Here is a 13,921-nt window from a genome sequence, read left to right on the forward strand (position 1 = left end):
GCGTTGGGGCGGCGGATTCCGCGTCGGGAAGTATCAAGGGAAACGCCGGAGCAATTCAGATGAGCAATGTAACCAACGGCAGCCGATGGTCGGCGGCGATTGATCAGGTCCGGAGCCGGATCGACCAGACTTTGACGAGTCTCGACGGCCGGTTTCCACATTGGGCTGATGCAAAGACCGGGGTCTGGACCACCACGGCGGACGGCGACTGGACCGGCGGTGCATGGCCCGGAATGCTGTGGCTGGCCTATCGGCGAACCCGGGATCCGAAATATCTCGAGGCGGCGAGATTGTGGAGCGGGCGGCTCAAACCCAGGGCGAAGCTGCAGACCGCCTTCAAGGGCTTCGGCTTTTATTACGGCGCGGCGCTGGGAGATATCCTCTGCCATGACGAGGATGCAGCCAAACTTGCGCTCGAAGCCGCGACGTCGCTGAAAGGGCAATTCGACGAGAGGCTGGGGCTCATTCCACTCGGCGGCGATGCCGAGGAATCGGAAGACGTCGGCGGATCGTTCAGCAGTATCGATTCCCTGCAGGCCATCCCATTGTTGTTTTGGGCCGCCAGAAAAACCGGCGACTCGAGCTTCGCGACGTGTGCGGCGAAACACACCACCCGTGTTCTCGACGTTCATATGCGTCCGGACGGTTCGATCGTGCAGTCCAGCGAATTGAACCCGAACGACGGCAGCATCGTTCGACATTTCACTCACAAGGGCTTCAGCGACAGCAGCGTATGGGGAAGGGCGCAGGCCTGGGGCCTGGTCTATGCCGCCATCGCGCTCGCGCACAGGCCGCAGGAAAAACGCTGGATGGAGCAATTGATCGCGGGAGCCGATTGGTGGCTTGCGAATGTTCCGGACAGCATGATCGCGTTTTGGGATTTCAACGACCCCGCGATTCCGAACACCGAGACCGACACCGCCGCGACGGCGATCGTCTGCTCTGCGCTGCTCAAACTCGGCCAGATTGCGCCTTCCGAAGAACTGCGCGCCAGATATCGCAGCGCCGGCGAGCGGACCGCGGCTGCACTGGTGGACGGCTATCTCACGCCGGTCGGCGACCATGAAAGCAGGCCGCGCGGCATGCTGGTGGGCGCCTGTTTCAACAAGCGGCGCGACGCCCGCGCCCAGGATTCCGCCACCAGTGCGGAAACCATCTTCGGCTCCTATTATCTGTTCGAATCGCTGAACGTGCTCGATGGTCTGGTCGAAGCGGATAAAATATAGGCCCGGACGTCATCGCGTCCTGATTGCGGAGTTAAGCCCATGACGAAAGCTGCGACGCCGGTCTACCACGGCCTGTTTCCGGTCGCGCCGACGCCATTCGCGGAAAACGGCGATCTCGATCTTGAGAGCCAGCGCCGCGTGCTGGATTGCATGATCGATCAGGGCGTCGATGGCATCTGCATATTGGCGAACTACTCCGAACAATTCCTGCTATCGGATGAGGAACGCAATATTCTGGTCGATCTCTGCCTGTCACATGTGGCTGGACGGAAGCCGGTAATGGTGACGTGCAGCCATTTCAGCACCCGCATTGCCGTCGAACGTGCCCGCCACGCCGCGCAACGCGGTGCCAACCTGCTGATGCTGATGCCGCCCTATCACGGCGCAGGCCTGAAGGCTGACGAGACCGGGATGCTGGAACACTTCAGCCGCGTCGCCGAGGCCGCTGGCATTCCGATCATGGTGCAGGACGCTCCGCTTAGCGGCGTGACGCTGTCAGTGCCATTTCTCGCGCGCCTGGCGCGCGAGGTGCCGTTGGTGCAATATCTCAAGATCGAGGTGCCGTTCGCTGCGGCGAAACTGCGGGCGCTGATCGAGGCCGGCGGCGATACGATCGTCGGCCCTTTCGATGGCGAGGAAGCCATCACCATGATGGCCGATCTCGATGCCGGTGCCACCGGAACGATGCCGAGCGCGCTTCTGCCCGATCTGCTGCGCCCGGTGATCGACAACCATCGGGCGGGCCGACGTGCGCAGGCGGCCGAAGCCTATGCGCGCGTGCTGCCGCTGATCAACTACGAAAATCGCCAGTGTGGTCTGCGCGCGACCAAAAGCGTCATGGCGGAGGGCCGGGTCATCAGGTCGGAAGTGGTCCGCCATCCGCTGGACCAGATCCATCCCCGCACCCGCGCCGGACTGATCGAGCTTGCCCGCGAGGCCGATCCGATCGCCTTGCGATGGGGACGTTGATTCCACCCGTGGCACTGGCGACTGCCGACCCGAAAATGCTATGAAACCCGCCAACAACACGAGGGGGAGGACCGGCGATGATATCCTTGAACGCAGCATCCATACTGCCGGATGATGGAACCGCCGGCGCGCTGGTCGGTCGTGTATGGCTTGCCTCTGCGTCAGGTCCCTCCGTTGTGACGGTCCGGGACGGCGGTGTGTATGATGTGACATCGCGTTTTCCGACCGTGAGCACACTTGCGGAGGAAGCTGATCCGGCCGGCGCGCTACGGAATGTCGAGGGTACCAGGATCGGCGATCTCGACGGCATCGCCGCCAACACGCCGCCGGACAAGCGCGATTCCGCAAAGCCCTGGCTACTGGCGCCGATCGACCTTCAGGTGCTCAAGGCCGCCGGCGTGACCTTCGCGGTATCCATGCTTGAGCGGGTGATCGAGGAGAGAGCCCGCGGTAATCCGGCATCGGCGGCCGCGATCCGGGCGGAAGTAGTGCGGCTCGTCGGTGACGATTTATCGAAGTTGAAGCCAGGGTCCGCCGAGGCGATGCGCCTGAAGGATATGCTGATTTCGCAGCAGGCATGGAGCCAGTATCTCGAAGTCGGAATTGGCCCGGACGCGGAGGTCTTCACCAAGGCGCCGGTTCTGTCGTCAGTCGGCACCGGGATGGATGCCGGTCTTCACCCGAAATCAAGCTGGAACAACCCTGAACCCGAAGTCGTGCTTGTCGTATCGAGCGGCGGCCGTATCGTCGGCGCGACACTCGGAAATGATGTCAACCTTCGCGATTTCGAAGGACGGTCCGCACTGCTGCTCTCAAAGGCCAAAGACAATAACGCATCCTGCGCGATCGGGCCATTTCTTCGCCTGTTCGACCAGAGTTTCAGTCTCGACGATGTGCGCGGGATGGATGTGGCGATGACGGTCGTCGGCGAGGATGGCTTCACTCTTGATGGTCATTCCTCCATCAGCAAAATCAGCCGGGATCCGGAAGACCTTGTTTCACAAACGATTGGACCTACGCATCAGTATCCGGATGGATTTGCGCTCTTTCTCGGCACCATGTTTGCCCCGATCAAGGATCGGGATGTGGCGGGCGAAGGGTTTACTCACAAGCGTGGCGATATCGTTACGATCATGACGCCGAAGCTTGGTAAGCTGACCAATCGTATGCTTCCAAGCGACGAATGTGAACATTGGCAGTTCGGTCTCGGCGCGATGATGAAAAATCTCTCCAGCAGGAAGTATCTCTGAGTCGTATTGAGACGGCGTATTGAAGAGGGTCTCCTCCTGCGTCTGCTGGCAGGTCATACATTCAGCCTCCTGATAAACTCGGCCGCATTCACGATGGCTCGCTCATGCGTTCCACGTGCAATCACCGTATCGCGGCAGCGCGCTTCGACTTTGAACGCGAGCCGCCGCCCCCTGACGGCAGTGAGCTCGGCATAGGTCTCGATCCGTTCGCCCGTCTTTGCGGCGCCGAGATGAAAAACATGAACCTCTGTTCCGACCGTGAGATAACCCTCATCGAGGTGAGGTTGTGTGGCAAACACGCAAGTATCTTCCAGCATGAAGATCAAATGGGGCGTCGCCAGAACCGGGAGGTCCACCGCCCCGTGTGCGGCTACCGTAACGCCGGCTTCTACGATCCACTCGCGCGTAATGCTTGTGCCGATCGGCAAGGCCGCAGGTATCACCGCGATGTGCCTCCGTCTTTATCTTCCATCCGTGCGGCCTGGCGATCGCGCCGCTTTTGCAGGAACGCCTGCATCGTCTCTTGTGGTTCGCCTTTGGCGTAACATTCGAGCTGCGAACGAATGCCGAAGATGCAGGCCTCTTCGAATCCCGGCTGCGTGAGCGCACGGAAGCGCTCTTTGGTCATCCGGATGGCCGTGGGAGGAAGCGCGGCAAGCTGCTTTGCCCGCTGCAACGATACCGCCAGAGTGTCCTCGCCCGCAGGCGTCAGTTCCGTGAGCAGGCCGATTTCATAGGCGCGTTGGCCGGTAATGAGATCACCGGAAAGCGACATCTGCGCATTGTGCGTCATGCCGACATACATCGACATGAAGAACGAGCCGACGATGCTGCCCAGCCCGACCTTAACCTCAGGTTGCCCCATGCGGACGTCGGGTGCAGCGATGCGCCAGTCCGTGCAGAGCGAGACCTGAAAGCCCTGGCCAGCCGCGAGGCCATTGATCGCGGCAATGCACGGCTTGTCGAGATCGCGTACGGCCTGATAGGTCGCCTGATGGACGTGATGACGTGCCGCGATCTGGGTCCAGTCGAGCGAGCCGGCCTCGTCGAGGTCCTGCCCGGCCGAAAAGGCCCGTGGTCCGGTGCCCGTGATCACGATCGCGCGGATGGCGTCGTCGCGATTGAGGCGGCCCAGTTCCGCGATGAGCGCCTCGCGCATCGCCTGGTTGAATGCATTGAGTCGGTCGGGCCGGTTCAACGTGACGACGGCCACGTTGCCTTCGATATCGACGAGAAGTGGCGCGGCGGTCATGGGCGCACCTTGAATTCAACGACAGCGTCGAGTGCCATGACACCCTTTCCGGCTGCCAGCGCGACGATCGGATTGATGTCTACGGACAGCAGTGAATTCCGGTGGGCGAGCGCGAAGTCGCCCAGAGCCACGGCTGCCTTTGCCAATGCGCCGATATCGAGCGGCGGCATGTTGCGGAAGCCGGCGAAGAGCGGTGCTATTCGCAGTCGCTGAAGCGCTTCCACGGCATCCTCCGGCGTGAATGGCGCCAGCAATGACACGATGTCTTTGCGCACCTCTACCAGCGTTCCGCCGTCGCCCATCAAAACGACGACCCCGAACGTGGGATCGACGAGGACGCCAAGCACAAATTCATGCAGCCCCTTGATCATGGGTGCAACGAGCACCTGCTGTTGCTTGACGCCCAACGCGGCCAGCTTCGCAAGACAATCGGCCGCCGCTGTCCGCACCGTCTCTGCGGTGGCAAGATTGAGATGTACAAGCCCGTGTTCGGTCTTGTGCGCCACCTCTGCCGCGCAGCCCTTGACGGCGACACGGCCGCCGAATTTGCTGAAGGCCGCCACGGCATCCTCCGCGATGCCGCAGACGGCATGTGGCACGACGGGTACTCCCGCTTCCCGAAGCAGGCGTAGGCTGTCGGCTTCGTCGAGAAGGCCATGATGTGAAGCCGTATTTGCTGCGCGCGAGACCTCGCTGTCAGGCCTTGGACGCCAGCGCATGTGGGCCGAGTACTGGCCCAGCGCATTGATGGCGTCGATCTCATTGCGAAAGATCGGGACGCCGCGTCGCTTGAATTCGTTGCGCACGGAGTCCTGCGGGGCGCTCGCCGCGAGCGGCTTTCTTTGGCTTTCCGAGAACGCCTTGGTGGCATCGACGATCGCAGGCACGTCGTAGCCGGGTCCCGCGACCGGAATGCTGATGAGAAACATGTCGCCTTGCGGATCCCGGCCGAGGACATCGAGCGCTTGCGGGAACATCTCCGTTTTGCCGAGCATCGCCGCAGTGAGATCGAGCGGGTTGCTGGCGGTGCCAAAATTCGGCAGTACCCGGTCAACATTCGCAAGGGTCTCCGGCGACAGTTCCGCCAGCGCGAGGTCCGCCCGCTCTGCCGCGTCTGCGCACATGACGCCCACGGCGCCTGAGTGACTCATGACGATAGTGCGCCCGCGTCCGGGATCGAAGCCTGCGAGATAGAGCGGCGCCGCATTGACCATTTCGTGGATGTCGCGTGCACGCCAGATCCCGTGGTGACGCAGGAATGCGTCGAACGCACCGTCATCCACCATCAATGCGCCGGTGTGCGTTGCCGAAGCAAGGGCCCCACGTTTGCTGTTGCCGCCTTTCAAAAGGACGATTTTTGCTCCGTGGCTGCCGGCGATGCGGGCCGCGTCGGCCAGCATCCCAGGATTGTTCACGGCTTCCATGTAGACGAGGATGAGTTTGATTTCGCGGTCGGCCGCAACCGTCCGCGTCAATTCGGACACGCCGAGATCGGCATCGTTTCCCGTTGCGATCAGGTAGCGCACACCCATCCCTGACTGACGCAGATTGGCATAGGGCATCACGCTTGCCGCACCGCTCTGGCTGACCAGCGCGATCGGCCCGTCCAAGGGCTCGATATCCATAAACATAGTGCTGAAGTTGAGTACCGAGCCGGTAGCGAAATTGGCGATGCCCTGGGCATTCGGTCCGACGATGCGCATGCCGTGCGCGTTGGCGTCGTCTACCATCCGACGTTGCGTCCGCGCACCTTCCTCTCCCATTTCGGCAAAGCCGGCGGTCATGACGATCGCCGTGGCAATCCCGCGCCGCGCGCATTGGGCCACCGCACCCACGGCCATACTGCTTTCGACCGCGATGATGGCGGCATCCGGCTTTTCCGGAAGGTCATCGACGCCAGCGAAGCAGCGCAGGCCTTGCACCTCGGTGCGGGCTGGGTTTACGGGAAAGATATTTCCCTTAAACCCGAACTTGCGCATGTAGTAGATCGGACGACCACCGGGCTTGTTGTGGTTATCAGATCCGCCGATGACCGCGACGGACTTCGGTGTAAGAGACGAGAGCGAAAATTCGTTCATAGTACTGCGTGACCTCATTCAATCGCGACGCCGGCTGCTTTCACCAGGTCGCTCCACTTCACCGAATCCTGCTTCATGAGTTCCCTGAAATCCGCAGGCGTGCCGCCAGGGAACGGCGCGACTCCGTAGACGGCGAGCTTTTTCCGCACGTCGTCCTGCGCCAGGACGCGCTTCATTGCGCCGTTGAGCTTGTCAATGATCGCGACCGATGTGCCTGCTGGTGCGGCCAGCCCGTACCATGTGGTCACCTCGAAGCCTGGCAATCCGCTTTCTGTGATGGTCGGAACGTCAGGCAGCGCGTCGTTGCGCGCTGCGCCGGTGACCGCAATCGCCTTCACCTGATTGGACTTGATGTATTGAACGATGCTGCCGGAAATGGTGTCGAACACCATCGAAATCTGCCCACCGAGCAGATCGGTGAGAGCCGCGGCGGTTCCCTTATACGGTACGTGGGTAATGGCGATGCCCGCCTGCATCTTGAGTAGTTCACCCGCGAGATGCGTGGTGCTGCCGGGGCCTGCCGAGCCGAACGTCAGGGTCCCCGGCTTTTCCTTCGCGAGTGCGATCAGATCCTTGATGTTGTTCGCTGGAAACGAGGGCATGGTGACCAACACGTTGGACGATTGTGCGATGGTCGCCACCGGATCCAGAGCCTTGAGCGGGTCAACCTTCGCTGACTTGTACAGGCTGGGGTTGATGGACATCGTTCCGGTGGTCGCAAAGAACAGCGTATGGCCGTCTGTGGCCGAGGTCGCGGTCCACTCCATGGCGATGAGACCGCCGGCGCCGCCGCGATTGTCGATGATGATTGGTTGCCCGAGATCTTTCTCCAGCGCCTGCCCGATGACGCGGGCGAGCGCATCGGTCGGGCCGCCCGCGAGGAACGGAACGAGCAATTTGATGGGCCTGCTTGGATAGTCCTGCGCGCCCGTATTGGCGGGCAACGCCAGCAGCGCGGTCACCGCCAGCAGGGCCGCTATTGCGGAATTCCGGAGCGGATGCCGCATCATTTCCTCCCCTGATTATTTATTACTTCCCAGCATAGGAGGGTTTCGCTATTCGAAAAATGCGCCGGCGCGACTTTCACTAATGAACCAAATTCACTAATGTAAGTCTGCAAGGCGGGCGCTTCCTGCGTTTCCGGCTGGGCTGCGGATCAATGGAAAACCTCAACGCATTGCGAGTCTTCGTTCGCGTGGCGGAAGTCCGAAATTTTGCGGAAGCCGGTCGCCGGCTTGGGCTGACCGCATCAGCGGTGAGCAAGGCTATTCTGCGACTCGAACGCGATCTTGGCGTTCGCCTGTTGAACCGGACGACGCGACGTGTCGGTTTGACGAATGATGGCCTTGAGTTCTTCGAGCGCTGCCGGCAAATTCTCGTTGATGTCGAGGCTGCGGAGATGCGGCTTGCACACACAACGGCCATTCCGCGCGGACGATTGCGCATCCATATGCCGGTCGGGTTCGCGCGAAGAGTTGTGCTTCCGGTACTTGCTGAGCTGATGGACGAGCACCCTGATTTGCTGATCGATGTTGAACTCGGCGAACGTAACGTCGATCTGGCGGAGGAAGGAATGGATGCCGTTATCCGTTTTGGCGATCTTCCAAATTCCGGACTGCTTGCACGGCGCCTGTGCGGTGTTCGCTTCGTTGCCTGTGCCGCGCCCGCTTACTTGCAACGGCATGGTATCCCTCAGACGCCCGACGACCTTAACGCTCATTCCTGCATTGGCTATGCGACGCGCTGGAGCGGTCACTATCGCGAATGGCGTTTTGCTGCAGAAGGCGGATCAGGTTCAAAAAATGTGTCCGGCCGCCTGAACATCAACAACGTGGAGGCTATGTTCGACGCTGCTGTCGCAGGGCATGGAGTTGCGATGCTTGCAACCTACATCGTTTGCGACGCTGTTCGTAACGGCGCGCTTCAGATCGTTTTAAAAGATCACATTGCTCCCGCAACTCCGATATGGGTCGTGTATCTGCCCGGACGGCAGAACACACCGCGTGTCCGATGGTTGCTGGAAACGCTACAGAATATCATTTCATCTTCGCCGCCGTGGGATAATATCATTTAATTGTAAAGTCAGTCGTATTCGGCATGCCACGCCATGCCGTCCATGCTTGCACCCAAAGATCGCCGAAGAGTTGGATGTCGCGAGATTGATGTGTCGTTGTTGTTTTCTGGCGTTCGATCCGGCGCTCGATACCGACGCCCCATTCTTCCGCGTCCTTTCTGCGGAGAAATGTCTCGTTGGCATATTTCCCTTTTCGTCGGACTTGGACTCTTCACAACCAGCCGATACGTCTCTGCGTTGCCGCATCAGGTGCCTGCCTTGTCGCCGCGCTGAATCTGAACGGAAATCGCTTCGGTTCGGGCCAGCAGCGCCCGGACAATGATCATTTCGGCCTGGTCCATGGCCAGCAGTGCGATCTCGACCGCAACGGCTGCGCAACGTTCGCAGCGATCAGCGCGCGCGTGCAACTGGCCGCTCTGACGTTTCTGCTTCCATTCGGCGAGCCTTTCGGCCGATTCGTTGCGTTCCTCGTCCATCCATCGCTCAAACTCGCTGTGCGCGGCGATGGTCCGCGCGCGGTTTTGCTCTGCGCCATCCTCGATTTGGCCCAGTCGCTCGCGCAATTGTGCCTCGTCGTTGCTTTCGCTCTCATAGATCAGAAAATTGAAGCGATCGAAGCTTGCTGCAATCCCGGAAACGTTCAACCAGAGATCCTCGCGAAGTTTTTCGATATTGCCGTTCATGGGCTATCCGCCTTCGGTGTGCGTCTTCCGCAGGGCAGTCTCGATCATTGCAACAGCCCGGCCGAATAAATCGCGCCAAATCCTTGCAAAGGCCGCCGCATTCGGCCGACGCATGTGGCAATTGCACAGCCGTGGAGGTTCGAGCTTACGGTCAGGCTGGATGCTCGGTTGCTGCCGGCGATGAGGCGACCAGCTTTGCCTCCGAGAACCCGTTGCGGCCGGAAGTATGGTTCAGCAGCATTTGGTGCGATTTGGCGATCTTTGGCTAGCTTAACTCGAAGCGGTGCATTCAAGATTGTAGCAACGCAACGGGAAGCAGCGAACTGGGGACATACGAGCGGCGTTGAGGATCGACGTTACTGTTTGTGGCGTCTGTCGACCTGCTCCAATCCGAGAGTTTCCATGACCGCTCCGAGCCGGACGTCCACCGGTCCCAATTGACTGGTGTTGAAGCTTCGTATGTTTCGTTGGAACCGTAGAGTAATCGGATGATCAATAATACCTTCCAGAGGATCGCATTCGAGTCGGTCGCAAAAGCGCTGCCGTTTTCAATCGACCCCGCAAAAATTACTGTTGAAGCCGGGCTGTCCTATACGATCAGCCCGGTCAAGGCGCACGATTTCGCGGCCGGCATCATGGCCGCCTTTGGCTCGGTGGTTGAACGTATCGGTGTCTTGCGCGGCCTCCCGGCGCAAACGATGAAGCTGAACCGTCGCCGCTGTGGGCTGCTTCTTAATTCGGGCCAGCTGCAATTCCTGAACGGCTATGGCTGCCTGATGGACACCTGGCCGATCGGGCCTGACAACGGAACCTATCGCGCCAAGGACGGCCGTCATGTCACGGTCATCGGACTCCATCCGCATTTGCGCGACGCCTTGCTGGAGTATTTTCAATGTCCAAACTCGGCCCGCGCGTTGCAAGCCGCCATCGAGAAAAAGCCGGCGCAGCAAATCGAAGACGAGATGGCCGCACTCCGTCTTCCGGCAGGGATCGTGCGCAGCCCGGACGAATGGCTGGCGCATCCGCAAGGTGCCGCGACAGCTAAGCTTCCCATGATCGATATCAGCCAACGCGGAAATGCGGGCAATCGACGCCTTGGCAACGCAAGGCACCGACCGCTCGAAGGCGTTAAAGTGGTCGAACTCGCGCATCTCGTTGCCGGTCCCACTGTCGGACGCCTGCTGGCGGAGCAGGGCGCCGAGGTGATCAAGGTGCAGCCCCCAATCGGCGACTGGGTGCTGCCGCTGTGGCTGGATGTCAACTGGGGCAAGAAGAGCATTCTGCTGGATATCAAGAGCGGCCGAGGTAAAGCGCGTCTGATCGAACTGCTCAGTGGCGCCGACGTGCTTGTCAACAGCAATTCGCCGGGCGCGCTGGAACGCCTTGGTCTGGATGAAGCGGCGCTGCGCCAGATCAATCCCGGTCTGATTTATGCCGGTGCTTCGTATGCTTCCGCCTCGACGCCGTGGCATGACCGAAAAGGCTTCGAGCAGATCGGTCAGGCCGTTTCCGGCCTGATGCACGCCAATTCCGAGGGCATGACGGCGCCGACGCTGATTTCCGTGCTGATCAACGACTATATGACCGGATATCTCGCCGCGATCGGCGCGATTGCGGCACTCGCCGAGCGCGAAGAGAGGGGCGGCTACTGGAATGTGAGCGCATCGCTGACGCGCTGCGCCGCAATGGCCGTCACACTCGTCGAGCCGCGCAACGCCGAAGCATACGCGCCGGTATCGGTGCAGGATATGATCGATCACGGCGTCGATCAGGTGACGCCGCTGGGGACGTTCACCCGGCTCGCATCGGCTGTCGAATTCAGCCACACACCTTCAATGGCGACGCTGCCCACGGGAATTCCCGGAAGCCATCCGGATACAACGACGTGGTCGGAGGTGACGGGTGCCGGCGCATCGGATGACCTGCCGCATTACCCGTCGCGTGTCGCCCGACTCGGAGGCATTAGAAATCTGGTGCCAGGACACGGCATCGAGGATCGCGGTGACGGCGGAGGCGGGCTCAGCCTCGCCTCCAAACAGTTGTTCGAAATTATTGCTGCGAGCCGCGCCTGAACGGGGTTTGGCCGCGGCGGCAATGAGAAAACAGCATGGCCCGATCGGCTTCTTTGCCCTCATTCTTTCTCCCATTATGCGAGGAGCACCTTTGCTCGCCGCAGGTCGGTGGTGTCGAATTTCTTCGGTGAATTTCGCGCGTTGAGGCGCGCCTGCTCGTTGCGCCAGTCGAGTGGCGCTGCAGCGATATCAGCTTTGAGATTGCCGAGTTCCCGTTCGACCGGCTCGCGATCCAACGCTTGCCGCCGCTCGATCGCATCTGTGCGGAAGTGGCTAGAGTTGTTGGAGATTTGGAATGATTTATCGAAATTTGTAGCTCTTGATTCAGAACCCCGCTCCGCGCGCAGTAGACCCCGAAAAAGCGAAAGCAGTGTCGAACGGGGTGGCGTCAATGAAAGAAAAATATATCGGGCTTGGCCTTTCGGTTGGTCTGCTGTTGTGTGCAACGGCGGCTCGCGCCGACGAGGGGCTGAACGGGTTTGGCCGTCTCGCCGGTGAAACGCCGGGTCAATCTCAGAAGCCGCCGCTGCCCCCCCGCAAGGCTCGGAAGCCCGCGGTGTCCTCCGGTAAAATCGTTCCCGCCGCGGCCGACCCGTTCGGGCCTGTTCCGACGGACAAGGTGTCGCTGGCGAACGTGGCGCCCGCCCTGATTCCTTTTTTCAACAACGCGCCCGTCTTCGGACTGCCGGGAACCGTCACCGGCGACATCTGGAGCCGCACGCAATTACTCGGCGATTGGGGCGGCGCGCGAACGGATCTGGCGCGCAAAGGCTTCTTCTTCGATATCTACTCGACGAGCTACTATCAAGATGTCACCTCCGGCGGCCTAAAGACCGGCGGCGCATTCGTTCAGAACACCCAGATTTCGATAAATGTGGACACCGGCCGGGCCGGTCTCTGGTCCGGCGGTTTGATCCATTTCACCGCGCAGTCCCGCACCGGAGACAATCCGCCAAATACGTTCACGGCGGGTTCGTTCGTGCCTCAATACACCGGCCTGGTATTGCCCGATCCGCTGCTCGCCAACAACATTCTTCCGTCCGAATATTTTCTGGTCCAGGCGTTGAGCAAGCAATTCAGCGTCGTGTTGGGGAAGATCAGCGACGTCTTCATCCCCGATCAGACGTCATTCGCGAACAGCTACAAATATTATTTTTCGAATTTCAACTTTAACAAGAACCCGATGACGACCAATTTCTACGATCCGACGGCGCTCGCCGCGTTGGGCGTGTGGGCTTTCAGTCCGCAGTTCGCGATCGCCGGCGGCGTGCTCGATCCCAATACCAAGGCGGACAATCTCGCCTCCAACGCCTTCGACCGCGTCAATCTCTATTTGACGTCGGTCACGTCGTATAATGTCGGGGGACTGCCGGGGCAATTTTCGCCCGCGTTCAACTGGTCCAACAAGCCCAAGCTTGATCTGGAAATGCCGTTCGGTCGTCTGACTTCTTTGCCGGCGGTGACTCAGGCCGTCGGCGGGCTGCTCGGCGCGAATTCCTTCGTTGGCTTACCGACCAACTTCAAGGGTGAAAGCTGGTTCGCAATCGCCAATGTCTCGCAATATCTTTTTGTAAAGGACGATCCGGCAACCGTCGCGGCAAAACTCAAGAGCGGGCAGGTGGTCAACGGCATCGGCGTCTTTGCGCGGGTCGGATATGCGCCTGAGGAAACCAACACCGTCACGCGCGATGCCAGTATCGCCCTGTTTGCTCATGGACTGTTCGAGGCGAGGCAATACGACAGTTTCGGCATCGGCGTTTACTACAATCAGATCAGCAACGACTTCAAGAATGACATCGTGCAGCTCACGCGGGGCACTTCCTCCGCAAGCGACGAGACCGGGATGGAAGTCTTCTATGATTTCGCCATCACGCCGGCTGTGCGCCTGATCCCGAGCTATCAGCATATCTGGCATCCGCTGAGCGCCGAAGTCGCGCAGCAACACACCAGCGCCGACGTATTACAGACCCGCCTTACTGTGGCGTGGTGAACCAAGCCATGCCCTACGAACCTTAATTCATTCCCCACGACAAAACGAAGCTTGGGCTGTATCGGCCGCATCATTTCATCGTCTTTGCATTCCTGGTCATCCGACGGTTGCCGCTCGACTGGATTGGTCAGCGGCGCCGCAATCACGATCATGATTGCGCTGGGTATTGTCGTTCATGGTCGGAAAATATCGACAAGGTGTCGAAATCGATTTTGGCAAATTCGTTGGCTATCGCGGAGTGACCGGCATTTGCGGCGATTTGGAACGATTTACTGGGTTTGACACAACGGCGCTGCCAAGGTTGTCGCACGGTGCCAACCAATAGTA

General features: G+C 60.2%; 12 protein-coding genes. 6 read left to right on the forward strand and 6 right to left on the reverse strand.

Translation table 11 applies throughout. The features are described 5' to 3' along the window. Window positions 1-59 precede the first annotated feature (59 nt). The 3 genes from HB676_RS06495 (at window position 60) to HB676_RS06505 (ending at window position 3,445) form a co-directional block, all read left to right on the forward strand. Window positions 60-1,226 (forward strand): glycoside hydrolase family 88 protein, encoded by a 1,167-nt coding sequence (locus HB676_RS06495; RefSeq protein ID WP_213736877.1) that lies wholly within the window; start codon window positions 60-62, stop codon window positions 1,224-1,226. A 39-nt stretch (window positions 1,227-1,265) separates the two neighbouring features. Next, entirely contained in the window at window positions 1,266-2,195 is a 930-nt protein-coding gene (locus HB676_RS06500; RefSeq protein WP_213736878.1) for a dihydrodipicolinate synthase family protein, read from the forward strand. A gap of 77 nt (window positions 2,196-2,272) precedes the next feature. Continuing rightward, window positions 2,273-3,445, forward strand: coding sequence for a fumarylacetoacetate hydrolase family protein (locus tag HB676_RS06505; protein WP_213736879.1), 1,173 nt, complete (start codon window positions 2,273-2,275; stop codon window positions 3,443-3,445). A gap of 53 nt (window positions 3,446-3,498) precedes the next feature. Here the strand turns inward: HB676_RS06505 and HB676_RS06510 are convergent, their stop codons facing one another. The 4 genes from HB676_RS06510 to HB676_RS06525 are packed head-to-tail and all read right to left on the reverse strand — an operon-like array spanning window position 3,499 to window position 7,782. Next, window positions 3,499-3,888 (reverse strand): hotdog domain-containing protein, encoded by a 390-nt coding sequence (locus HB676_RS06510; RefSeq protein ID WP_213736880.1) that lies wholly within the window; start codon window positions 3,886-3,888, stop codon window positions 3,499-3,501. Then, the gene (locus tag HB676_RS06515) at window positions 3,885-4,697 is read right to left on the reverse strand and encodes an enoyl-CoA hydratase/isomerase family protein (protein WP_213736881.1); all 813 of its coding nucleotides are present in this window, start codon (window positions 4,695-4,697) and stop codon (window positions 3,885-3,887) included. The genes HB676_RS06510 and HB676_RS06515 overlap by 4 nt, the downstream gene beginning before the upstream one ends. Beyond that, window positions 4,694-6,775: an acetate--CoA ligase family protein gene (locus HB676_RS06520; protein WP_213736882.1), complete on the reverse strand. Its 2,082-nt coding sequence runs from the start codon at window positions 6,773-6,775 to the stop codon at window positions 4,694-4,696. Before HB676_RS06520 ends, HB676_RS06515 begins: the two co-directional genes overlap by 4 nt. 14 nt (window positions 6,776-6,789) lie before the next feature. After that, a complete protein-coding gene (locus HB676_RS06525; RefSeq protein ID WP_213736883.1) occupies window positions 6,790-7,782 on the reverse strand; it encodes a tripartite tricarboxylate transporter substrate binding protein in 993 nt (330 codons plus the stop codon). A 152-nt stretch (window positions 7,783-7,934) separates the two neighbouring features. Here HB676_RS06525 and HB676_RS06530 point away from each other — a divergent pair, with 152 nt between their 5' ends. Next, window positions 7,935-8,849 carry a LysR family transcriptional regulator gene (locus tag HB676_RS06530; RefSeq protein WP_213736884.1) on the forward strand — a complete coding sequence of 305 codons (915 nt, stop codon included), beginning with the start codon at window positions 7,935-7,937 and terminating at the stop codon, window positions 8,847-8,849. Between the two features lie 245 nt (window positions 8,850-9,094). Here HB676_RS06530 and HB676_RS06535 read toward each other — a convergent pair whose 3' ends face one another. Further along, window positions 9,095-9,532, reverse strand: a complete 438-nt coding sequence (locus HB676_RS06535) for a hypothetical protein (RefSeq protein ID WP_213736885.1) — start codon at window positions 9,530-9,532, stop codon at window positions 9,095-9,097. A 488-nt stretch (window positions 9,533-10,020) separates the two neighbouring features. Here HB676_RS06535 and HB676_RS06540 point away from each other — a divergent pair, with 488 nt between their 5' ends. Continuing rightward, window positions 10,021-11,604 carry a CoA transferase gene (locus tag HB676_RS06540; RefSeq protein ID WP_213736886.1) on the forward strand — a complete coding sequence of 528 codons (1,584 nt, stop codon included), beginning with the start codon at window positions 10,021-10,023 and terminating at the stop codon, window positions 11,602-11,604. 74 nt (window positions 11,605-11,678) lie between these two features. Here HB676_RS06540 and HB676_RS06545 read toward each other — a convergent pair whose 3' ends face one another. Then, complete coding sequence (locus HB676_RS06545; protein ID WP_213736887.1) at window positions 11,679-11,840, reverse strand: hypothetical protein; 162 nt, start codon at window positions 11,838-11,840, stop codon at window positions 11,679-11,681. Between the two features lie 155 nt (window positions 11,841-11,995). Between HB676_RS06545 and HB676_RS06550 the strand changes: the two genes are divergently transcribed. Then, on the forward strand, window positions 11,996-13,594 hold the full coding sequence (locus HB676_RS06550) for a carbohydrate porin (protein WP_213736888.1): 1,599 nt from the start codon (window positions 11,996-11,998) through the stop codon (window positions 13,592-13,594). Window positions 13,595-13,921 lie beyond the last annotated feature (327 nt).

Origin of the sequence: Bradyrhizobium sp. dw_411 (assembly GCF_018449695.1) — a bacterium.
Taxonomy (GTDB): domain Bacteria; phylum Pseudomonadota; class Alphaproteobacteria; order Rhizobiales; family Xanthobacteraceae; genus Bradyrhizobium.